Annotated in this window: 20 protein-coding genes; 13 read left to right on the top strand and 7 right to left on the bottom strand. The window is 63.7% G+C overall.

Annotated elements, in window-relative coordinates:
• The first annotated feature begins 12 nt into the window (after positions 1 to 12).
• On the top strand, positions 13 to 747 hold the full coding sequence (locus tag ABCV34_RS14445) for an amino acid ABC transporter ATP-binding protein (protein ID WP_345796908.1): 735 nt from the start codon (positions 13 to 15) through the stop codon (positions 745 to 747).
• A 148-nt stretch (positions 748 to 895) separates the two neighbouring features.
• On the top strand, positions 896 to 1,765 hold the full coding sequence (locus ABCV34_RS14450; protein WP_345796909.1) for a D-amino acid aminotransferase: 870 nt from the start codon (positions 896 to 898) through the stop codon (positions 1,763 to 1,765).
• Here the strand turns inward: ABCV34_RS14450 and ABCV34_RS14455 are convergent.
• On the bottom strand, positions 1,762 to 3,312 hold the full coding sequence (locus tag ABCV34_RS14455) for a diguanylate cyclase (protein ID WP_345796910.1): 1,551 nt from the start codon (positions 3,310 to 3,312) through the stop codon (positions 1,762 to 1,764). The genes ABCV34_RS14450 and ABCV34_RS14455 overlap by 4 nt on opposite strands.
• 103 nt (positions 3,313 to 3,415) lie before the next feature.
• On the opposite strand from ABCV34_RS14455, the gene ilvA reads away from it, so the two are divergent.
• The gene (gene ilvA / locus ABCV34_RS14460) at positions 3,416 to 4,924 is read left to right on the top strand and encodes a threonine ammonia-lyase, biosynthetic (RefSeq protein ID WP_345796911.1); all 1,509 of its coding nucleotides are present in this window, start codon (positions 3,416 to 3,418) and stop codon (positions 4,922 to 4,924) included.
• Here ilvA and phoR read toward each other — a convergent pair whose 3' ends face one another.
• Positions 4,925 to 6,253 (bottom strand): phosphate regulon sensor histidine kinase PhoR, encoded by a 1,329-nt coding sequence (gene phoR / locus ABCV34_RS14465; protein ID WP_345796912.1) that lies wholly within the window; start codon positions 6,251 to 6,253, stop codon positions 4,925 to 4,927.
• Entirely contained in the window at positions 6,250 to 6,945 is a 696-nt protein-coding gene (gene phoB, locus ABCV34_RS14470; protein WP_345796913.1) for a phosphate regulon transcriptional regulator PhoB, read from the bottom strand. Before phoB ends, phoR begins: the two co-directional genes overlap by 4 nt.
• A 143-nt stretch (positions 6,946 to 7,088) precedes the next feature.
• On the opposite strand from phoB, the gene ubiE reads away from it, so the two are divergent.
• From ubiE to rfaE2, 5 genes are all read left to right on the top strand, one after another.
• Positions 7,089 to 7,853 (top strand): bifunctional demethylmenaquinone methyltransferase/2-methoxy-6-polyprenyl-1,4-benzoquinol methylase UbiE, encoded by a 765-nt coding sequence (gene ubiE / locus ABCV34_RS14475; RefSeq protein ID WP_345796914.1) that lies wholly within the window; start codon positions 7,089 to 7,091, stop codon positions 7,851 to 7,853.
• Between the two features lie 169 nt (positions 7,854 to 8,022).
• Complete coding sequence (locus ABCV34_RS14480) at positions 8,023 to 8,994, top strand: TIM44-like domain-containing protein (protein WP_345796915.1); 972 nt, start codon at positions 8,023 to 8,025, stop codon at positions 8,992 to 8,994.
• A 136-nt stretch (positions 8,995 to 9,130) separates the two neighbouring features.
• Positions 9,131 to 9,757 (top strand): SCP2 sterol-binding domain-containing protein, encoded by a 627-nt coding sequence (locus tag ABCV34_RS14485; RefSeq protein WP_345796916.1) that lies wholly within the window; start codon positions 9,131 to 9,133, stop codon positions 9,755 to 9,757.
• On the top strand, positions 9,751 to 11,316 hold the full coding sequence (gene ubiB, locus ABCV34_RS14490) for a ubiquinone biosynthesis regulatory protein kinase UbiB (protein ID WP_345796917.1): 1,566 nt from the start codon (positions 9,751 to 9,753) through the stop codon (positions 11,314 to 11,316). Before ABCV34_RS14485 ends, ubiB begins: the two co-directional genes overlap by 7 nt.
• A complete protein-coding gene (gene rfaE2, locus ABCV34_RS14495; protein WP_345798797.1) occupies positions 11,313 to 11,801 on the top strand; it encodes a D-glycero-beta-D-manno-heptose 1-phosphate adenylyltransferase in 489 nt (162 codons plus the stop codon). The genes ubiB and rfaE2 overlap by 4 nt, the downstream gene beginning before the upstream one ends.
• 1 nt (position 11,802) lies before the next feature.
• On the opposite strand, the gene ABCV34_RS14500 is transcribed toward rfaE2, so the two are convergent.
• The 3 genes from ABCV34_RS14500 to ABCV34_RS14510 form a co-directional block, all read right to left on the bottom strand.
• Positions 11,803 to 12,483: a protein-L-isoaspartate O-methyltransferase gene (locus ABCV34_RS14500; RefSeq protein WP_345796918.1), complete on the bottom strand. Its 681-nt coding sequence runs from the start codon at positions 12,481 to 12,483 to the stop codon at positions 11,803 to 11,805.
• Positions 12,484 to 12,611: 128 nt separating this feature from the next.
• Entirely contained in the window at positions 12,612 to 13,433 is an 822-nt protein-coding gene (thiD, locus tag ABCV34_RS14505) for a bifunctional hydroxymethylpyrimidine kinase/phosphomethylpyrimidine kinase (RefSeq protein ID WP_345796919.1), read from the bottom strand.
• Positions 13,434 to 13,488: 55 nt separating this feature from the next.
• Positions 13,489 to 14,292: a thiazole synthase gene (locus ABCV34_RS14510; protein ID WP_345796920.1), complete on the bottom strand. Its 804-nt coding sequence runs from the start codon at positions 14,290 to 14,292 to the stop codon at positions 13,489 to 13,491.
• Between the two features lie 192 nt (positions 14,293 to 14,484).
• Between ABCV34_RS14510 and ABCV34_RS14515 the strand changes: the two genes are divergently transcribed.
• From ABCV34_RS14515 to ABCV34_RS14535, 5 genes are all read left to right on the top strand, one after another.
• Positions 14,485 to 15,978 carry a hypothetical protein gene (locus ABCV34_RS14515; RefSeq protein WP_345796921.1) on the top strand — a complete coding sequence of 498 codons (1,494 nt, stop codon included), beginning with the start codon at positions 14,485 to 14,487 and terminating at the stop codon, positions 15,976 to 15,978.
• 34 nt (positions 15,979 to 16,012) lie between these two features.
• A complete protein-coding gene (locus ABCV34_RS14520; protein WP_345796922.1) occupies positions 16,013 to 16,411 on the top strand; it encodes a hypothetical protein in 399 nt (132 codons plus the stop codon).
• A gap of 17 nt (positions 16,412 to 16,428) precedes the next feature.
• Positions 16,429 to 17,049, top strand: a complete 621-nt coding sequence (locus ABCV34_RS14525) for a hypothetical protein (protein ID WP_345796923.1) — start codon at positions 16,429 to 16,431, stop codon at positions 17,047 to 17,049.
• 12 nt (positions 17,050 to 17,061) lie between these two features.
• Complete coding sequence (locus ABCV34_RS14530) at positions 17,062 to 18,519, top strand: DUF6844 domain-containing protein (RefSeq protein ID WP_345796924.1); 1,458 nt, start codon at positions 17,062 to 17,064, stop codon at positions 18,517 to 18,519.
• Between the two features lie 113 nt (positions 18,520 to 18,632).
• The gene (locus ABCV34_RS14535; protein WP_345796925.1) at positions 18,633 to 19,898 is read left to right on the top strand and encodes a hypothetical protein; all 1,266 of its coding nucleotides are present in this window, start codon (positions 18,633 to 18,635) and stop codon (positions 19,896 to 19,898) included.
• 34 nt (positions 19,899 to 19,932) lie between these two features.
• Here the strand turns inward: ABCV34_RS14535 and ABCV34_RS14540 are convergent, their stop codons facing one another.
• Positions 19,933 to 20,874, bottom strand: a complete 942-nt coding sequence (locus ABCV34_RS14540) for a cobalamin-binding protein (RefSeq protein ID WP_345796926.1) — start codon at positions 20,872 to 20,874, stop codon at positions 19,933 to 19,935.
• Positions 20,875 to 20,880: the final 6 nt, after the last annotated feature.

Below are 20,880 nucleotides of genomic sequence, written 5' to 3' on the forward strand. Positions count from 1 at the left end.
CAGGAGTCTCCCATGATTGAATTCAAGAATGTCAGCAAATGGTATGGATCCTTCCAGGTCCTGACCGACTGCACCACTTCCGTCTCCAAGGGCGAGGTCGTCGTGATCTGCGGCCCGTCGGGGTCAGGTAAATCCACCCTGATCAAGACCGCCAACGCGCTGGAACCCTTCCAGAAGGGTGAAATCTTCATCGACGGCGTCTCCGTCGGTGCACCGACGACCAATCTGCCCAAGCTGCGGTCTCGCATCGGCATGGTGTTTCAGCATTTCGAACTCTTTCCGCACCTGTCCGTGATGCGCAACCTGTCCCTTGCCCAGATCAAGGTTCTGGGCCGCTCCGAGGCCGAGGCGGGCGAGCGCGCGCGCGCTTTGCTGGATCGCGTGGGCCTGAAGGCGCATATCGACAAATACCCCGGTCAGCTGTCGGGCGGCCAGCAGCAGCGTGTGGCCATCGCACGGGCGCTGGCCATGGATCCCATGGCCATGCTGTTCGACGAACCGACATCCGCGCTGGATCCCGAAATGGTCAACGAGGTGCTGGACGTCATGGTCGACCTGGCCAAGGAAGGCATGACGATGATGGTGGTCACCCATGAAATGGGCTTTGCCCGCAGCGTGGCGGATCGGGTGATCTTCATGGATCAGGGCGCCATCATCGAGGACTGCACCAAGGAAGAATTCTTCGGCAATCCGGACGCGCGCTCCGAGCGGGCCAAGCACTTCCTGTCGAAGATCCTGCATCATTGAACGGCCCATTCCGGCGCCCCGCCTGCCCGAAGTGCAGGGGGTGCCAGCGCCGGTGGTCATGACGGCCGGCTGGCGCGCGTCCGTACCCACAGGTCAGGCGCATTCGGGGCCGTCCCCCGTTTTTATCGTGTAAAAAAGGTGTTGAGTCATGATTCCCGGTGTTGACAATGACAGTATCGTCTATCTGAACGGCGATTACGTCCGACTGGGCGATGCCAAGATCTCGGTCCTGGACCGGGGTTTCATTTTCGGCGATGGCATTTATGAAGTCGTACCGTGCTACGGCGGCAAGCCCTTCCTGATGGGCAATCACCTGGCGCGCCTGCAGCGTAGCCTGGCTGCCATCCGTCTGGAAACCGGCTGGGATATCCCCGCCTGGGAGCGGCTCGTCCTGGAAATGCTGTCGCGTTCGGGATCCGGGGCGGGCGACCGCACCGTCTACCTGCAGGTGACGCGTGGAGTTGCCAAGCGCGATCATGGCTTCCCGGAAAATAGCCAGGCTACCATCTTCTGCATGGTGTCCCCGCTCAAGCGGCCGGACGCCAAGAAGCGCGAACACGGCATGTCGGCCGTCAGCATGGCCGATGAGCGCTGGCTGCATTGCGAGATCAAGTCCGTGTCCCTGTTGGGCAACGTGCTGGCCAAGCAGCACGCCACCGACGCCGGCGTGGACGAAGTGCTGCAGTTTCGCGACGGCCATCTGTCGGAAGGGTCGTCCTGCAACATCTGGGTGGTGAAGGACGGCGTGTTGCGTGCGCCAGTGCGCGATCACTTCATCCTGGAAGGCATCCGCTACGGGTTTCTGGAAGGGTTGGCAACCAAGGCCGGCATTGCCTTCGAGGCGCGTCCCATCACCCGGGAAGAGGTCGCCCAGGCCGATGAGCTGATGCTGTCCTCGGCCACCAAGGAAGTCCTGCCGATCACGCAGTATGACGGGCGTCCGGTGGGTTCCGGCAAACCGGGCCCGGTCTATGCCCGTTTGCGGGCGGACTACGACGCGGCGATCGCGGCACTTTAAAGCGGTCGGGACTCGTCACGCCACCACCGGAACCGGTTCTTGCCGGCGTTTTTGGCGATATACATGGCCGCGTCGGCGCGGCCGAGCAACGTCTGCAGATCCTGACCGTGCAGCGGGTACAGGGCGGCACCTATGCTGGCCGAGATCCTGGCTTCGATGCCATTCAGATCGAAAGGCACGGACAGGGCCTCCAGGATCTTCCGGATGACGGCCTCGCCGTTTTCCCGCGTGGGCAGGGCGGTCAGGATCATGGTGAATTCGTCGCCGCCGAACCGGGCCACCGTGTCCTCGGAAGAGGCGCGCACGTGCTGCTCCAGCCGCTGCGCGACCTGCTGCAGCAGGAGATCGCCGATGACATGGCCGTGGTAATCGTTGACTTCCTTGAAGCCGTCCAGATCCAGATACAGGAAGCCTGCCAGGGTTTGATGTCGACGGGCGGTTTCCAGTGCTCGTTCGGCGCATTCCAGAAACAGAATGCGGTTGGGCAGTCCCGTCAACGGGTCGTGCAAGGCGGCGTGGGCCAGACGGGCTTCGCTCATCTGCAGGGCCTCGGTGACGGCGCGCTGGCGGGCCAGTCCCAACGTCAGCCAGACTGTGAAGAGCAGCAGGACCGCCGAGGCGCCGGCCGCCATCGTCAGGTAGCTGATCTCCCGGGGCCGGACGGGAGCCATGACGTCGTCGTAAGCGGTCCCGACGACGGCCATCAGGGGGTAGTCGCTCAGGGTCCGGTAGCTGATGATGCGTTTGACGCCGTCCACATCACCGAAATCGATGAGGTTTCCGCTCGGGTGGGTGGCGCCGCGGACGAACCAGGACGATTCCCGGGCGGGGCCGCCGAAGCTGATTTCACGGCTGATCTTGCGGCTGCGCGTGACGCCGTCGAGTCCGGTGACTTCCAGCAGGCCCTCGGCGCCAAGGTCGGCCTGACGGTAGAAATCGGTCAGATAGGCAGGGCCGATCGCGATGACGACCACCCCGCCAAAACTGCCGTCGGGCCGGGTGATGCGCAGCGACATCGGAATGCGCCACTGGCCCGACACACGGCCCAGGACCGGCTGGCTGATGTAGAGGGTGTCCCGGGTATTGGCGCGTTGGGCGATGAAAAAATCGCGGTCGCTGTAGTTCACTGCGGGCAGTGGGTTCTGGGTGCTGTTCACGATCTTGCCGCGCTCGTTCACGACGCTGATGATGGTGAACATGTGCGAACGGATCACACCTTGGTCCAGCCAGTCGCCGAGGTCCAGACGCCGATCTCCTTCCAGGTATTGTTTGCGCACGAAGGCGGCGACCTGCTCGGCAGCCAGCAGCGTCCGGCTGACCTGTTCCTGGAACGCAATGGCCAGGCTTGAATTGGCCTGCATCGCTGCGGCCACCGCCTGGCCTCGCTCGGCGGTGATGCGCTGCACGACGGTCAGCCACAGGCCCGTCATCACGATCACGTACGCCAGCAGGATGAGCACGCACAGCGGCTTGTCGAACGAATAGCGCTGGCCCAGGCTCATCTGACAAAGTGGCAGTTCTGTAACGTCAAGACTGTAGCTGTTCAATCCGGTTTCGTCGAGTTGTCTGCCATCGGTCGCGGCCCGCTGGACGGAAAGCCTGTTTTCGCTGTGATATTCTTTTCAGCTTCCCCACCACTGCTCGCGTGCCATGTCCGTCGATTACCTGAAACGCATCCTGACGTCCAAAGTCTATGACGTCGCCCATGAAACCCCATTGGACCTGGCCCCCCGGATTTCGAAGCGCATCGGCAATACGGTGCTGCTCAAGCGCGAAGACACCCAGCCTGTGTTCAGCTTCAAACTGCGGGGCGCCTACAACAAGATGGCGGCTCTGAGCGCCGAGGAACTCAAGCGTGGGGTGATCGCGGCCTCGGCCGGCAACCATGCACAGGGGGTCGCCCTGTCGGCCAGCCGTCTGAAATGCCGCGCGGTCATTGTCATGCCGGTGACCACGCCCCAGGTCAAGATCGATGCCGTGCGCGCCCTGGGTGGCGAGGTCGTGCTGTTTGGCGACAGTTTCACCGACGCCGCCGAGCATGCGGCCGAACTGCAGGCGCGCGATGGCCTGACCTTCGTACACCCGTTCGATGACCCCGACGTCATCGCGGGTCAGGGCACGGTGGGCATGGAGATCCTGCGCCAGCACCCGGGCCCGATCGATGCGGTCTTCGTTGCCATCGGCGGGGGCGGGCTGATTTCTGGTGTGGCTGCGTACATCAAGCAGCTGCGCCCCGACATCCAGGTGATCGGCGTGCAGACCGAGGATTCCGACGCGATGGTGCGCAGCGTGCGGGCCGGGCGCCGGGTGAAGCTGGCCGACGTGGGCCTGTTTTCCGATGGGACCGCCGTCAAACAAGTCGGTCAGGAAACCTTCCGGCTGGTGCGCGAGTACGTCGATGATTTCGTCACGGTCGATACGGATGCCATCTGCGCTGGCATCAAGGACGTCTTCCAGGACACGCGCAGCGTGCTGGAGCCCGCCGGCGCGCTTGCTCTTGCGGGCTTGAAGCGCTACGCCGCGCAGCAGAAATGGAAGGGCAAGACGCTGGTGGCGATTACTTGCGGCGCCAACATGAATTTCGACCGGCTGCGTTTCGTGGCCGAACGGGCGGACGTGGGCGAGGCGCGTGAGGCGCTGTTCGCGATCACGCTGCCGGAAAAACGCGGCAGCTTCCTGCGCCTGTGCGAGGCGGTCGGCCAGCGGTCGGTCACCGAATTCAATTACCGGATCTCGGATGCCAAGCAGGCCCACGTCTATGTCGGTCTGCAGATCCGCTCCGAACCGGAAATCGAAAAGCTGGCGGCGCACTTCCGCAAACTGGATTTCCCGACGCTGGACCTGACCGGCAACGAGATGGCCAAGACGCACCTGCGTTACATGGTGGGCGGACACTCGGGCCTGGCCAAGCACGAGGTGCTGTATCGCTTCGAATTCCCGGAACGGCCGGGCGCGCTGATGAGGTTTCTGGGGGCGATGAATCCCGAGTGGAACATCAGCCTGTTCCACTACCGGAATCAGGGCGATGATTACGGCCGCATCCTGGTGGGTATCCAGGTACCGCCCGACGACAAGAAAGCGTTCAAGGACTTCCTGTCCACCCTGGGATATCCGTACTGGAACGAAACGGACAACCCGGCGTATCGACTGTTTCTTTGATCAGGCGGCGTCCTTCTTCGTGGACATCCGGCCCGTGGTGTCGGCACACACCCTGTCGGCCGGAAACCGGATCGAGAATGTGCTGCCTTCGCCCGGTGTGCTCTGGATGTCCAGCGTCGCCTGATGGCGCAGGGCCACATGCTTGGTGATGGCCAGGCCCAGGCCCGTGCCGCCGGTCGCGCGGGATCTGCCCCGGTTGACACGGAAGAACCGCTCCGTCAGGCGCGGGATATCGGCCTCGTCGATGCCGATTCCCGTGTCCCGGACCTGATAGCAGGCGCCGCCGTCGGCCTGGCGTGCCCAGACGATGGTGATCGTGCCTCCCGCCGGCGTATAGCGTACGGCGTTGGTCAGCAGGTTGCCGACGGCCGAGGCCAGTTCGCTGTCCTGGCCGACAACCCGCAGCCCGTCATCCACCTGGACGTCGAAATGATGTTGTCCATTGGACAGGGCCTGGCTTTGCGTCAGCGCCGTGCGGATCAGGGCGGGAACGTGGACCGGCGCCCCGGGCCCGTTGGGCGTGGTCTCCAGCGATGACAGGGCCAGCAGATCGGCGACCAGAGCCTGCATGTTGTGCGCCTGTTGCGCCATGAGTTCCAGGTAGTGGCGGCGCTGATCCGCGGTCAGCGCGTCCTCGGGCAGGTCGAGCAGGGTTTCGACGAAGCCGGACAGCACGGTCAGCGGCGTGCGCATTTCATGCGACACGTTGGCGACGAAATCCTTGCGGGTGTTCTCCAGACGCTCGATCTGGGTGATGTCTCGTGTGACCATCAGGAACTGGCCTACGCCGTAGGGCGCCAAGTGCAGCATCAGGGTGCGGGTATGGCCGGCGCGCGTCAGATGCAGGATGAGGGGCTTGTCCCACCGGTCCTGGCGGGCATATTGGGCGAATTCCGGGGATCGCACGACGTTCAGGATGCTGTGGCCGCGGTCCTGCTCCAGGTTCAGCCCCAGATGGCCGGCGGCCATCTGGTTGCACCAGTGCAGGGATTTGTCCGGCGCCAGGGTCAGGGCACCGTCCGGCAGGGCCTCGGCGGCCAGCAAGGCACGTTGGAAATTGCGGGACCGTTCCTGCAGGTCCTGGCGGTTTTGCTTGAGCTTTCGGTAGATAGGCGCGAGGATCTCGTCCCAAGGGCCCACCGACGGGGGGGGCGGCGCGTCGATGTGGCGTACCCAGCGGGCGATGCGCGACAGCTGCAGGCCGCTGACCAGGACCATGATCAGCAGTCCCAGGGCAAACAGGGCCCAGCCGGTGGCAGCACCCAGCCAGGCGCCCAGCAGCCATCCACCCAGGGCCCAGAGTGCGATGGCGACGAGAGTTTTGATCATTCCGTGTGTGTGGTGCTGAAACGGTAGCCCGCCCCCCGGACTGTCTGGATGGTGTGTTCCAGGGCGGCCGGGGACAGGGCCTTGCGCAGACGGCGGATATGGACGTCGACCGTGCGTTCCTCGACGAAGACATGGTCGCCCCAGACCTGATCCAGCAGCTGGCTGCGGCTATACACGCGCTGTGCGTGCGTCATGAGAAAGTGTAGCAGGCGAAATTCCGTCGGTCCCATCGGCAGCGCCTGTCCCGCGCCTACGACCTGCCGTGCGTTGGGGTCCAGGGTCAGTGTGCCCGCTTGAATCGGCTCGGGCGTCAGCTGTGGGGCCCGGCGGCGTAGCAGCGATTTGATGCGCGCCAGCAGCTCGCGCGGGGAAAAGGGTTTGGTCAGGTAGTCGTCGGCACCGGATTCCAGGCCGTCCACCTTGTCTTGTTCCGTGCCGCGTGCCGTGAGCATGATCAGGGGGATGTCCCGGGTGCGCGGCGCGGCGCGCAGTTGCTGGGCGAGGCGGATGCCGGGCTGGTCCGGCAGCATCCAGTCCAGCAGGATCAGGTCCGGCAGGACACTCTGGATCTGTGCCTGGGCCTCGCGGCTGTCGCCGGCGCTGCGCACCGCATAACCGGCATGTTGCAGATTGACGGTCAGCAGTTCCTGGATGGCGGGTTCATCTTCGACGATGAGGATCGTGGCTGGCATGATGGATGAGTTCGAACGGCGTGGTAAGCGCGGGAGTTTGTGACTGGGGTCATCATACGGTCACATTATTTCATTCATATGACGTCTTCAGGGTCTTGGCAATCCATGGGATGGCTAGAGGAATGCGGTACGATACGCGGATCATGATTGAATCATCCCACGACGCCGGCCAGGGGCCGCAAACTCATTTCGGTTTCGAGACCGTCCGCGAGTCGGACAAGGCCCATCGCGTTGCCGATGTCTTTCATTCGGTCGCCTCACGCTACGACCTGATGAACGACCTGATGTCCGGTGGGTTGCATCGTATCTGGAAGGCCTTCACGGTGGGTCGGGCCCAGATTCGCCCCGGGATGCGGGTGCTGGACATCGCCGGGGGCACCGGCGATCTGGCGCGCGCGTTCGCACGCCGGGCGGGGCCTACCGGCCAGGTCTGGCTGACCGACATCAATGATTCCATGCTGCGGGTCGGGCGGGACCGCCTGCTGGATCGCGGCCTGGTGACGCCGGTGGCGGTCTGCGACGCGGAATGCCTGCCGTTTCCCGACCGTTATTTCGACCGTGTGTCGGTGGCTTTCGGTTTGCGCAACATGACGCACAAAGACCGCGCCCTGGCTGAAATGCATCGGGTGCTGAAACCCGGCGGCAAGCTGCTGGTGCTGGAATTCTCGCGCGTGGCGCGCCCGCTTGCCCCCGTCTACGACTGGTATTCCTTCAACGTCCTGCCCAAGATGGGCCAGCTGGTGGCGTCCGACGAGGCCAGCTACCGGTATCTGGCCGAATCCATCCGCATGCACCCGGACCAGGAAACCCTGGCCGACATGCTGCGCACTGTGGGGTTCAGTCGGGTACAGTATTTCAACATGACGGTCGGTGTTGTGGCGCTGCACGAAGGGGTGCGGCTGAACTGACATTCATCGCGCCGATTTCGGGATGGGGCCGCGTCGAGCGGCCCTTTGTCTTGCTGCGCATACCAGAGATCTGTGGTAATTTATGAATATTCAGCTTGTTGTCAGGTTCGATCGAATCCCTGTCTTTATTCCTTCCCAGGCTGATGAACGAACTCGTCCAGGAGACTCCATGACCGTTCAATTCCCTCGCTGGATTGTCGCCGCGCTGCTGCTTGTCGCTGCGTTGGCAATGCTGTCCGCCACCTCGGATGCGCATGCGCGCCGGCTGGGTGGTGGCTCGAGCCTAGGGCGCCAGTCCACCAACGTCATCCAGCAGCGTCAGGCGGTCACACCGCCGGCCGCCAACACCACCCAGCGCGCGGCAGCTCCCGCCGCCGGGGCTGCGGCAGGCACGGCAGCCACCGGTGCGGCCGCCAAATCCGGCATGTCCCGCTGGCTGGGCCCCATCGCCGGCATCGCGGCTGGCCTGGGTATCGCCGCGCTGTTGTCCAGCCTGGGCCTATCCGGCGCCTTCCTTGAATTCCTGTCCAGCGCCTTGTTGATCGGATTGGTGGTGTTTGCCGTGATCTTCCTGGTGCGCCGGCTGCGCGGCGCCCAGCGTCCGCTGGCCGCGGCCACTCCGGCGGGTGGCAACAGCTACCGTCAGGCGGAATCGGGCGCCGCTCCCTGGAAGCCGACGCCTGCCGCGCCGGTGAATCCCGCCGCTGCGTCGGCGGCTCCGGTGATCGAAGCCGTTCCTTCGGTGGATACGCAGGATCCGTCCTGGTTCATTCCGGGCGACTTCGATGTCCCCAGTTTCCTGGCACAGGCCAAGCAGCAATTCACCCGGGTCCAGGCCCTATGGGACGCGGGCGACCGCGACGGCCTGCGGGAATTCCTGACCGATGATCTGCTGGCGGAAATCACCCCGCGCCTGCCCCAGCCCGGCGAGGGCAACGTCACCGGGATCGTGCTGCTGAACGCCGAACTGCTGGGTATCGAAGCGGTGGCCGGAGGCCATCTGGCCAGCGTGCGCTATTCCGGCATGCTGCGCGAATCGGCCGGTGCCGAGGCCTTCCGCTTCGAAGAGGTCTGGAATCTGTACAAGGCCGAAGGCGCGGGCTGGCTGCTGGCCGGAATCCAGCAGCTCAACCCGCAATGACGCCACATCCCGTGTCCATACGCACAGGATAAAACCGGTAAACTGGGGCCTTGTACAAGGCCCCAGTGCTTTCTGGATGCCGTTCGCGGTCCTCGATCCGGTTTCGTCCGATGCGGGCCGGCCATCGGTCCCTCGCATGAACATGTCTTTTCCCTTCTTCCTGCCTCATCCCGCGGCATTGCTGCTGCGCGGCTTCAATGCCTTATTGCACCGAGAACCCTGGGCGCGCGAACGTCTGATGGCCCATGCGGGCAAATCCGTGCGTCTGTCCGCCGGGCATCCCTGGTCGCTGCAGGCGTCCATCGGCTCCGACGGGACCCTGCAGGCGTGCGATGCGGCCGTGGTGCCCGATGTTACCCTGTCCGTGCCATCCGACCGTCTGCGTGACCTGCCCGCCGCCTGGCGGGACCAGGGGTTGGCGGGTGTGACGGCGCTGGCTCATATCCAGGGGGACGCGGGGCTTGCCCATCTGGTGTCCGACCTGGCGCGCGGCCTCAGCTGGGATGTGGAAGACGATCTGTCCCGGGTCGTGGGCGATGTCGTTGCCGTGCGGCTGACGCAGGGTGCCAGACTGCTGGCCGGTGGCGTAAGACAGACTGCCGGGCGGGCACGGGACAATCTGGCCGAATACCTGGGGGAAGAATCCGGCATCGGGGTTCGTGGCGTGGATTTCGGGGCCTGGCAGGTTGATCTGCGCACGCTGGAAGCCCGTCTGGACCGTCTGAATGCGCGCCTGTCCCGTCTGCCGGAGGGCGCATGCTGACGTTTCTGCGCGTGGGGTACATCCTGTGGGTGGCTCTGCGGTATCGGCTCGACGAGATGGTCCTGTCCGGCCTGCAGCACCCTTGGGCGCATGCCTTGCTGCGCGTGGTCTGCCTGGGGCGCCGTCCCCACAGGCCGCGCGGCGAACGACTGCGGCTGGCGCTGGAAACCCTGGGCCCGATCTATGTGAAATTCGGCCAGGTGCTGTCCACGCGCCGCGACCTGGTGCCCACCGACATCGCCGATGAGCTCGCCCTGCTGCAGGATCGCGTACCGCCGTTTCCTTCGGATCAGGCCGCCGCCATCATCGAAGAATCCCTGGGGGCGCCTCCACAAACTCTGTTTGCCGAGTTCGAGCGCGACCCGGTGGCGTCGGCATCGATTGCTCAGGTGCACTTCGCCGTGCTGCATGACGGCCGGGAAGTCGCCGTCAAGGTCCTGCGCCCCGCGATGCGCGAGGCCATCGAACGCGACCTGACGCTGCTGCGCGCCCTGGCGGGGCTGGTCGAACGGCTGGTGCCCGATGGCCGGCGCCTCAAGCCTCGCGAGGTCGTGGCCGAATTCGACAAATACCTGCATGACGAACTGGACCTGATCCGCGAGGCGGCCAACTGCAGCCAGTTGCGGCGCAATTTCGGGCCGGACACCGGTCGTGCCGACTTGCTGCTGGTGCCCGAGGTCGTCTGGGAGTTCTGCGCCAGCCAGGTGTTCACCATGCAGCGCATGCGCGGCGTGCCCGTCAGCCGGGTGGCGCAACTGCGCGAACTGGGGGTCGATATTCCGCGCCTGGCGCGTCAGGGGGTCGAGATCTTTTTCATGCAGGTGTTCACGGACGGCTTCTTCCATGCCGACATGCATCCGGGCAACATCTACGTATCGGATGATCCCGAAACGCTCGGGCGCTACATTGCGCTGGACTTTGGCATCGTCGGATCGCTGTCGGAATTCGACAAGAACTACCTGGCGCAGAATTTCCTGGCCTTTTTCCGCCGCGATTATCGGCGGGTGGCCCAGTTGCACATCGAGTCGGGCTGGGTGCCGTCCACCACGCGCGAAGAAGAACTGGAAGGTGCCGTTCGGGCGGTGTGCGAACCGTACTTCGACCGGCCGTTGGCGGAAATCTCACTGGGTCAGGTGCTGCTGCGACTGTTCCAGACCTCGCGGCGCTTCAGTGTGGAAATCCAGCCGCAACTGGTGCTTTTGCAAAAAACCCTGCTGAACGTCGAGGGCATGGGGCGCGAGCTCGACCCCAACCTGGATCTGTGGCAGACGGCCAAGCCCTTCCTCGAAAAATGGATGCATCAGCGCGTCGGCCTGCGCGGCTTGCGTCAGCGTCTGGACCAGGAAGCCAGCCAATGGGCGCAGATCCTGCCGCAGATCCCGCGGCTGGCCTATACCCGGCTGAACCATCCCGATCCTGGACCCGCCATGCGTTCCGAACTGGAACGGCTGCGACGCGCCCAGGAAGGCGCCAACCGTTTGCTGATGGTGCTGTGTGGCATCCTGGCTGTCGGCCTGGGTGTCGCCGTGTGGGCGCTGACACGCGGGGGATGGGTATGACAGGGGATGCGCGCTTCGAAGCCAAGATCCTGTCGCCGGCCGAATGCGAGGCTGCCGTGCGTCAGGGCCGTTTTCCGCGCCCACTGGTGTTCACCAACGGTGTTTTTGACATCCTGCATCGCGGGCATGTGACGTATCTGGACCAGGCCGCCCAGCTGGGCGCGGCCCTGATCGTGGCGGTCAACACCGACGCCTCTGTGCGCCGTCTGGGCAAGGGCCCTGACCGGCCGCTGAATGCGCAGGAAGACCGCGCTGCGCTGCTGGCCGCGCTGGCCTGCGTCGACGTCGTGACCTGGTTCGACGAAGACACCCCGCTGGAATTGATTCAGGCATTGCGCCCCGACGTGATCGTCAAAGGCGGTGACTACGACATGGATACTCTGCCCGAAACGGCTGCGGTGCGTGGGTGGGGCGGCAGCGCCGTGGCAATCCCGTTCGAGCATCAGCGCTCGACGACGGCGCTGTTGAAGAAGATACGCCGGTAATTCAGAAGGTAAACCGGGGGCGGGCGGTACCCCGCAGCGGCTTGGTCCAGGTATCGAAAATCTGCACGGTTTCGAAGTTCGCGGCAGCGGTGCGTGTGATGCTGCAGGCGGTCATGATCGGATTGTGGCCGACGATGGCCACCAGGCGCCCGCCCACGGCCAACTGGTATTTCAGGGCGTCCGGGACGGTGGGCACCGACCCTGTGATCAGGATGGCGTCGTATTCGGCCGTGCCCCAGCCCGCATGGGCGTCCCCCGTTTCCAGGACGACGTTGCCGATCTGGTTGCGGGTCAGGTTGGTCTGGGCAAAGGCAGCCAGGCGGCTGTCGATCTCGATGCTGGTCACCTGTTGGCACAGGCACGACAAGAGCGCGGCCTGATAGCCCGATCCCGTGCCGATTTCCAGCACGCAGTCCGTGGGCTGCAGCCGCAGTGCCTCGGTCAGCCTGGCCTCGACCTTGGGTGAGAGCATGCATTCGCGGCTGTCGACGCCATCGATCACCAGCGGCAGTTCCGTGTCGGCAAACGCCAACGCGCGCAGCTGCGGCGGCACAAAACGTTCGCGTGGCATATCGAAGAGCGCTTGCAGTACACGTTCGTCCTGGATGTACCAGGGGCGGATCTGCTGTTCGATCATGTTGAAACGGGCACGTTCGGCTTCGGTGATGTCGTTGACGTTCATGTCGCGTGAGTCTCAGGGTTAACGTGAATCGATTATAGGCCAGGCGCCCGGTCCGCGAGTGGGCGCCTGGCGGAAGGCTCGCCGGAGCCGGGGACGGAAGACAGGGTCCTGGGTTCGGGGCGCAGGGCTTACGCCTGTGTGGGCCACCAGGCATGGAAGTGGTGTACCGGGCCGTGTCCGGAGCCCACCGTCAATTGACCGGATGCGGCAATGGCGCGTTCCAGGTAGGTCTTGGCCTGGCGGGCGGCTTCGGGGACGTCGCCGGTGCGCGGCAGCAGGGCTGCCAGGGCGGCCGATAGTGTGCAGCCGGTGCCGTGGGTGTTCGGGGTTTCGATCCGGCGGCCCGGCAATTCGATCATGCGGTCGCCATCGTGCAGCAGATCGATGGTGTCGTTGCCCGGCAGGTGGCCGCCCTTCAGGAAGACCCAGCGGTCGGCGTCGTCGGGCAGCAGCCGGCGCAGCCGTTCGGCCACGCGGCGCATGTCCTTCAGGTTGTCCGCAGCCCCCTGGCCGAGCAGGACGCCGGCTTCCGGCAGATTGGGGGTGATGACGGTGGCCAGCGGGATCAAGCCTTCACGCAGGGCTTCCACCGCCTGGCGTTCCAGCAGGTGATCGCCGCTTTTTGCAACCATGACCGGGTCCAGCACCAGATGGGCGGGCTTCCAGTGGGCCAGGCGATCAGCCACCACACGGGTGACGCCCGCCTGACCCAGCATGCCGATCTTCACGGCATCGACGCGCACATCGGCGAACAATGTGTCGATCTGGGCGGCGACGAATTCCGGCGGGACCGGCGAGATGCCGGTGACGGCCTGGGTGTTCTGCGCGGTCAGCGCGGCGATCACGGCCATGCCATAGGCGCCCAAGGCGCTCATGGTCTTGACATCGGCCAACACGCCGGCTCCCCCGGAGGGGTCGACGCCGGCGATGGACAAAGTATTGGGAATCATCGCGGGTTCCATGCGAGGCGGGGTGTGATTGGCACACCCCGTTGAGGCGAACGGGTCAGGCGGCCCTGGTCGAAGGCAGCAGGCCTTCTTTGGGCGAGCTGGGGTCGGCGTCATAGTATTTGCGCTTGACTCGGCCAGCCAGATACGCCTCGCGCCCGGCTTCGACTGCCAGGCGCATGGCTCGGGCCATGCGGATCGGCTCGCGCGCACCGGCGATGGCCGTGTTCATCAGGATCGCGTCGCAGCCGAGTTCCATCGCAATGGCCGCATCCGACGCGGTGCCCACGCCCGCATCCACCAGCACCGGGACCCGGGCCTGATCGATGATCAGCCGCAGATTCCAGGGGTTGATGATGCCCATGCCCGAGCCGATCAGCGAGGCCAGCGGCATCACGGCTGCGACACCGATGTCTTCCAGCATGCGGCACTGGATCGGGTCGTCGCTGCAATAGACCATGACGTCGAACCCGTCGGCTACCAGGGTGCGGGCCGCAGCCAGAGTCTCTGGCATGTTGGGGAACAGGTTGCCGGCGTCGCCCAGGACTTCGAGCTTGCACAGCTTGTGGCCATCCAGCAGTTCGCGCGCCAGGCGCAGTGTGCGCACGGCATCGTCCGCCGTGTAGCAGCCGGCTGTGTTGGGCAGGATCGTGTAGCGGTCCGGCGACAGGAAATCCAGCAGATTGGGTTCGCCCGGATTTTGGCCGATGTTCGTGCGGCGGATCGCGACCGTCACGATTTCTGCGCCACTGGCCTCGATGGCCTGGCGGGTTTCTTTAAAGTCGCGGTATTTGCCGGTGCCGACCAGCAGGCGGGATTGGAAGGAGCGATCGGCGATGGTCAGGGTGTCGGGGGTGGTCATGGCGTGCTTGTCAGGGGACGTTCGTGCGAAGCGGCCGTATCTGTCCGGCCACGGACAAGGATAATCCATTTGAGCGCGGATGGTGTGTGGGCCGCGCAGTCGTCCGGGAGAGTCGGTATTAATGTAAGAAAGTACGAATTTGTTGTATAAATTGCATCATTCGTAAACAAACATATAAACCAGGGGGAAGTCATGATGCGGTCCACACAATGGCTGCGGTGGGGGGTGCTGTGTGTCTGTTCCGTTGCGCTGGCCGGTTGCGCCGGCACGCGGACCGTGGCGAAAAAGGACGCGGTGAACTATCTGGCCAGTTCCGACTACCAGGGCTATGCCGCGCATTACCTGGATGCCAAAGGTCAACCAACTTATGATCCGAAAAGCTTGCTGGATACGCTTGAGGCGGGCAAGGCTTTCAATGATGCCGGGATGTGGGCCCTGAGCCGGGATGCTTTCGATGCGGCCGGCGGCTTGCTGAACTGGAAGGAAGATTCCGTCGATACGCCATCAGAGGTCGCCAACCTGCTGGGTACGACACTGACCAGTGACGCCTTTGGCGCGTATCAGGGCAAGATCCACCAGGGTTCCCTGATCGATTATTACCAGGCTATCAATGATTTGATGCTGGGTAGCGAGGCCAATGCCAGGGTGGATTTCAATCGCCTTCAGGTGCGCCAGGACAATGCGGTCACGCAACTGGGCGCCTTCGCGGCGACGGTCAACCACTCGGTCAAGGACGGCCTGGCGGACGAGAAAAACGACAAGGCTAAACAAAGCCTGGGTGAGGTGGGTCCCAAAATTGCCGATGGCATCAAGGATCTGCCTGGCGGATTGACCAAGGCCAAGATCAGAATGTCGGTGGGTGATGCATTGGGGGCCGTGTTCCGTGCCACGTCCGCGACGGAATCCGACAAACGCGCGAATTTCTCGCGCGACATGCTCAAGAGTGCCAGTGCGGCCAGTGCGACGCGCGGTGGCAGCGCGATGCTGGCCTATCTTGGGCGCGAGATCCGGCGCGGCAAGGGCAGGCTGGCCAACAAGACCATTGTCCTGTTCGAAGACGGAATCGGGCCCGGTCTGAAGGAATTCCGCATCGACCTGCCGCTCTTTCTCGTGTCGGGCAAGGTCACTTACACCGGGATCGCCCTGCCGCAGTTTCAGCCGGGGCAATCGGCGTTTGGCAGTCTGAAGGTGGGTTCGGGCAAGACGCAACAGGAAACCGCCACCCTGACCGATCTGAACGAACTGGCCGGCCTGGAATTCGATGCCGCTTACAAGGGCATCGTGGCCAAAGCCGTGATCTCGACCGTGATCAAGACTACAGCCCAGGTCGTGGTCAACAACCAGATCGACAAGCAGAACATGGACCCGCTGGTCGGGTCCTTGCTCAAATTGGGCACGGGTGCCGCGCAGTATGCATTGACCAAGGCCGATGTCAGAAGCTGGGCAAATCTGCCCAACACCATCCAGATGATCGTGGTGGATCGGCCAAAAACCGGGACGTTGGCTCTGTCGGGGGCCCTGGGGCAGCCGATCGCCGATATCCCACTGGCAGCGGACGCCAATACCCTGGTGCTCATCAAGGCGTCGGGGACGGCGGGCAAACCGGCGATCTATGTCCAGACGCTGCCAGCCGATGCGCCAGTCAGATCCGCAGGGGCCTCGTCATCCGCCAACCAAGAGTCCTGACATGAGGTATCGGTCACGGTGCCTGGCCCTCGCGATGGCCATCGGCCCGGCGGCGGTGCTCGCCGCGCCTGCCGAGCCGCCACGCGTCATGGCGTGCGACACGATGTTGGCGCCTCAACCCCTTTTGCGCGTGCAGGATGAGGCCAGCGCGCACGGAGCCATTGTCGAAGATGTGCGGCTGATCACGCTGCCCAATGGCATGCCGTCGGTGCAGTTTTCCATTCGCCATGCGCGCGAGCCTGATCCGTTCGGCACGATCCTGAAGGTCCGTTACACGGTGCAATGGACGGATGACTGCGGGCGTCAGATCACGAACGGTGGTCAAACCGTCGACGGTCTGGCCCTGGATCCGCACCGCCAGCGGATCCTCCAGTCCACCGCGATGGACCCTTATGCCACGCACGCCATCTTGCGTGTGTATGTTGAAAATTGACTCTCTTGGAAATCTCGATGAAGAAGATCTCACTGGCCGTGATCACGGCACTGGCACTGGCAGGCTGCCAGACGATGCCTGTGACCTCCAGCAATCCAAACGCTGAATCTAGCCGCACGGGCAAGCCCGGGCTCGTGTCTTTCGGGCTGCAGAGTACTGACTTTGAATACGCCGCCAACAAAGCCGTCCAGGAATTTCTGGAATCCCCCTATGCGAAGAAGCCGGGCGGAGGGCGCTGGGTGGTGCAATTGGGAGAGGTCGTCAATGACACGACATTTCGCATCGATACAGCCAGCATGACTTCGCGCATGAAAATCGTCATGACCAAGACGGGGCAGTTCATGTTTACTGGCGCGACTGGCGCCGAGCGGACCCGTTTCGTGAAGGATTCGCGGCAGCTGGCCAAGTCGAAAATGTTCAACCAGAAGACGGTGGCGCGCAATGGAACGGTCGTGGCGTCCGATCTGGAAATGTCCGGTGGGATCCGCCAGCGTACGCTGGTCGATGGGGCGCAAAAGCAGCAGCAGCTGGAATATGAATTCGACTTCCGCGTGGTCGAGCGGGATACCGGCCTGGAGATCTTCCAGTCCCTCATCCCCATCGAAAAGCTGGGGTCCAATCAGAAGTTTGCGTGGTAAGGGGTGAGGCTCATGTTCAGGTTCACACCGTTGGCCATGGCCCTGTGTCTGATGATGGCAGGTGCGGCACACGCACAGGATGCGGCGGTCCAGGCGCAGCCGGTCGCGCTGGCGCAGGCGGGGAACGTCGCCGTGCCACCCGTGCAGGCAACCGAGGGGCTGATCGAAAAAGCGACCACGGCGGATGCCATGGCGGGTGGGGCGGCACAAAGCTATGAAGACTGGGTGGCCAGCTTCGAGGAGCAGTTTGGCCAGACCATCGGTACCGCCCAGGGTGGTCGTGTCTATTATTCCGGCATGGCGACGATATCGGGCGATAGTGCGGCCGATCCGCATTACGGCAGCCAACTGGCGCTGGCCTACGAGCGTGCGATGTTCGACATGCAGGCCGACTATATCCTGCAAAACTATGGTCGCCTGAAGGCCAAGACCGTCCGCACCCTGTTCGAGGACCAGTCCAGCAACAAGGACGCCTTTGATCCGGTGGAAATCCAGAAGGCGGCCGAAGCCGGCGGAGGGCGACTGGAAGCCTTGCTGGACAAGGCGTTGGTGCTCGTGGATAAAAAGCTGGATAACGCGCTGGTCGAAGAAGGTGTCCCCGCCGAGGACATCCAGAAAATGTCCGTCGAACAGAAGAAGAACCTGTTCAAGGATAACCTCAACAAGCAGATCCTGAAGTCCGCCTATCAGAACATGCAAGGGCTGGTGCCTGTTCGGACACGCATCTTCCCGGTGGAAGAAAATGGCAAGAAGAGCATGGCTGTGGCGGTCATTGCCGTGCAGTCGGAAAAGACGCGCCAATTTGCCAGGGACATTGCCCGCAAGCGGCCGACCCTGGTCAAGGGCAATCCCAAGTCTCCGAAGGAAATCCTGCCTGCGGATCAGAAGGGTTATCTGAACGAAGTCGGCCTGCGCTTCACCTATGACCAGGCCGGCCGGCCGATGTTGCTGGCCTACGGCCGCACATCCGTCCCGATGGAGCCCGACTGGAGCGCATCGCGCGCAATCCGGGCCAAACAGAACGCGCAGGGCATCGCGCAGTCCATGGCGGAAGCCAATATCGTCGAATTCATGAACACCAACGTGCAGGTATCCAGCTCGGCGGATGTGGGGGTCGTCAGTGAAGACTGGGCCAAGCAGATCACCCAGATCGAGAACGGCAAGCCGGGCGAGGTCCAGCAGATCAAGGAACAGATCCGCGAAACCACGCAGAAATTCTTCAAGTCGGGGACGGCAAACGCCGCAGGGGATCTACGCGGCACCACCATTCTGAAGCGGTGGGATGTGAAGGATGACAACGGCGTCGTACACGTCGGCACCGTGGTGGGCTGGACTTATGGGCAGCTGGAAAATGCCAACGCCATCGATGCCCAGGCACGCGGTGCCAGTGCCCAATCGGGCGCGGTCAAGGGGTCGGCCAGTGATCAGGCGCGAACCTCAAAGGCCATCAACAGCAAGGATGACTTCTAGTCGCCCTGTTCATGTCAGTCGTATCGGATCTGTCCGCCTGTGACCTATGCGGATGGATCCGGGCCCGCTGGCCCCGGCACCCCTTCGGGGGTGACTCCCTACAGGATGTTTTCATGAGAGCATTTTTTTCCTCGTTGGTCTTTGCCTTGGTTCTGGGGCTGGGGTTGCCAACGCTGGTCGCCGCACAGGTTGCCGAGGCCACCGTCACAGCCGACGGCCAGGGCGTGAGTCGTGATGAGGCAATCCAGTCCGCCCTGGTCAATGCGGCCAGCCAGGTTTTTGGCGTGCGCCTGGCTGCGCAGTCCGTGGTGCAGGGCGTGTCGGTTGACAGCTCGGTGGATCATGAGGACCATTCGGTGCTCGTCAGTGCCTTGAACAAGAATATCCAGCAGACGCTCAATACCCCGCGGAATGCCCCGATTCTTGGGTATGACGTGAACCAGGCTTCCGAGACGCCGGGCAATGGCTGGGAAGCGACCGTCACGATGCGTTACGCCAAATTCGAACGTCTGGGCGCCGACAGCAATCGCCGCAGCGTGGTCGTGGTCAGTAACAACAAGCAGTACCGGTCGCTGTTGGTTCAGACCGTGGGCGAATCGCTGGTGGGTTCGCGCCGTTTTGACGTACTCAATCGCGAAAACGATGCGCTCTTCCAGAATGAAAAGGCATTCATTGCCGGTGGCGATGCGGCCGGTGCCGAAATCGCCCGGCTGTCGCAGGCCAGCGGCGCCGATTATCTGATTGTCGCGCAACTGCAGAGCCTGGGAGTCAGCAACAATCAGCGTGAAACGATCGCCATGACCGGGGAAGTCCTGGTCAAGAGCGCAGCCAGCGGGGCGCTCCAGCTGCAGGTGATTGAATTCGCCTCCCGCAAGGTCAAATGGTCCGGATCGCAGAAATTCGGCGGTGTGTATTCCGGTGCCACCAGTGTCGGTGCGGGAACTTTAGGCAAACTGATCAGCGGCGCGGCCGACACGCTGATCGACCGGATGGTGGCCGCTATTTATCCGGTCCGTGTGGTCAAGGTCACGGGCGACACCGCCATCATCAATCGTGGCGAGGGTGGCGTTGCCGTGGGCGAGGTGTATTCGGTATTCCAGATAGGCAAGGACCTGGTCGATCCCCAGAGCGGCGAGTCGCTGGGTTCCATGGAAACCGAGGTCGGATTGGGCCGGATCACCGGCGTCAAACCGAAATTCGCCTTCCTGAAAATGGCCTCGGGGACCCTCACCGAAGGGACGGACTATATCGTGCGCAAGGCGGATAGGAAAAACCCCGCTGCGGCACCAACGGCCAAGGCGAGTACGAAGAAGAAACGGTTGAGCGCAGCAGGCGCGCCAAAGGCGCCGGATCGCGCCGATACGTTTCTGAATCACTGAGACTGTGGCGTGGTGCGTGTCGGATGCCACGGCCTTAATGCTCGGCACGGCTCTCGCGCAGATCCCGGCATATCGCCTCCGCTGCGTCCACCAGCCGCGGTCCTGGTCGGTGCAGCCAGTCCGGGTCGATGGCGTAGATGTGACCGTTGCGGGCGGCCGTCAGGCCGTGCTGTGCCCACCATTGGGTGCGTGCGGCCAGGGTTTCCCGTCCATAGGGCGACATGATCAGCGCCTGGGGGTTCAGATGCAGCACGGATTCCACGCTGACTTGTGGGGCTGCCACCCGCCTGCCGGCATACGGGTTGATGCCGCCGCAGCGAGCCAGCAGGTCGTTGATCAGGGGATCGTGGCCCAGGGTGAACAGGGGATCGGTACTGATTTCGATGAAGACCGTCTGGGGTGGCGGGGGGGCGGGACGCAGCGCTTGGATACGGCGCTTCAGAGCCGTCGCGGTGTCGTCGGCCGTGGATTGCGTGCCCAGGCGTCCGCCCAGTTCCCGGATCAGGGCAGGGATGGCATCCAGGTTTTCGGGATTGGCATAGATCAGCGGGATGCCCAAGGGTAGCAGCCGGCCAGCCAGCGCCCGGGTGGCCTCGGTCGGATACCAGGCGACCACCAGCGTCGGGCGCAGAGCCAGCACGGATTCCTCACTGATCTGGATGCCGTCGCCGATGCGCGGGATGTCGCGGGCGGCGGCGGGGTAATCGCTGTGCAGCACAGTGCCCACGATGTCGGCACCGGCCCCCGCCGCGTAGACCAGTTCGGTGACGCTGGGGGCCAGGGTGATGACGCGCGGACGGGATGCCGGCTGCGAGACAGCGCTGTCAGTTGGTCCGGTTGCCGTGGCTGGCGATGCCCCGAGCAGGCCCACCGTCAGCAGGACTGTCGTGATGCACAGGCGGGCTGCCGTCCAGGCGGCGTGCGCCCAGTGTGCCTGGAGTTGCTTCGCCTTCACCACGATGATGCGCGTCATCATGAGCCC

The organism is Castellaniella sp. MT123 (genome assembly GCF_039614765.1).
Taxonomy (GTDB): Bacteria; Pseudomonadota; Gammaproteobacteria; order Burkholderiales; family Burkholderiaceae_B; genus Castellaniella.

Excerpts from the sequence above, each read along its gene's own strand:
- ABCV34_RS14445 (WP_345796908.1), top strand. The coding sequence starts at position 13 with ATGATTGAATTCAAGAATGTCAGCAAATGGTATGGATCCTTCCAGGTC.
- ABCV34_RS14450 (WP_345796909.1), top strand. The coding sequence starts at position 896 with ATGATTCCCGGTGTTGACAATGACAGTATCGTCTATCTGAACGGCGAT.
- ilvA (WP_345796911.1), top strand. The coding sequence starts at position 3,416 with ATGTCCGTCGATTACCTGAAACGCATCCTGACGTCCAAAGTCTATGAC.
- phoR (WP_345796912.1), bottom strand. The coding sequence starts at position 6,253 with ATGATCAAAACTCTCGTCGCCATCGCACTCTGGGCCCTGGGTGGATGG.
- phoB (WP_345796913.1), bottom strand. The coding sequence starts at position 6,945 with ATGCCAGCCACGATCCTCATCGTCGAAGATGAACCCGCCATCCAGGAA.
- ubiE (WP_345796914.1), top strand. The coding sequence starts at position 7,089 with ATGATTGAATCATCCCACGACGCCGGCCAGGGGCCGCAAACTCATTTC.
- ABCV34_RS14480 (WP_345796915.1), top strand. The coding sequence starts at position 8,023 with ATGACCGTTCAATTCCCTCGCTGGATTGTCGCCGCGCTGCTGCTTGTC.
- ABCV34_RS14485 (WP_345796916.1), top strand. The coding sequence starts at position 9,131 with ATGAACATGTCTTTTCCCTTCTTCCTGCCTCATCCCGCGGCATTGCTG.
- ubiB (WP_345796917.1), top strand. The coding sequence starts at position 9,751 with ATGCTGACGTTTCTGCGCGTGGGGTACATCCTGTGGGTGGCTCTGCGG.
- rfaE2 (WP_345798797.1), top strand. The coding sequence starts at position 11,313 with ATGACAGGGGATGCGCGCTTCGAAGCCAAGATCCTGTCGCCGGCCGAA.
- ABCV34_RS14500 (WP_345796918.1), bottom strand. The coding sequence starts at position 12,483 with ATGAACGTCAACGACATCACCGAAGCCGAACGTGCCCGTTTCAACATG.
- thiD (WP_345796919.1), bottom strand. The coding sequence starts at position 13,433 with ATGATTCCCAATACTTTGTCCATCGCCGGCGTCGACCCCTCCGGGGGA.
- ABCV34_RS14510 (WP_345796920.1), bottom strand. The coding sequence starts at position 14,292 with ATGACCACCCCCGACACCCTGACCATCGCCGATCGCTCCTTCCAATCC.
- ABCV34_RS14515 (WP_345796921.1), top strand. The coding sequence starts at position 14,485 with ATGATGCGGTCCACACAATGGCTGCGGTGGGGGGTGCTGTGTGTCTGT.
- ABCV34_RS14520 (WP_345796922.1), top strand. The coding sequence starts at position 16,013 with ATGGCCATCGGCCCGGCGGCGGTGCTCGCCGCGCCTGCCGAGCCGCCA.
- ABCV34_RS14525 (WP_345796923.1), top strand. The coding sequence starts at position 16,429 with ATGAAGAAGATCTCACTGGCCGTGATCACGGCACTGGCACTGGCAGGC.
- ABCV34_RS14530 (WP_345796924.1), top strand. The coding sequence starts at position 17,062 with ATGTTCAGGTTCACACCGTTGGCCATGGCCCTGTGTCTGATGATGGCA.
- ABCV34_RS14535 (WP_345796925.1), top strand. The coding sequence starts at position 18,633 with ATGAGAGCATTTTTTTCCTCGTTGGTCTTTGCCTTGGTTCTGGGGCTG.
- ABCV34_RS14540 (WP_345796926.1), bottom strand. The coding sequence starts at position 20,874 with ATGATGACGCGCATCATCGTGGTGAAGGCGAAGCAACTCCAGGCACAC.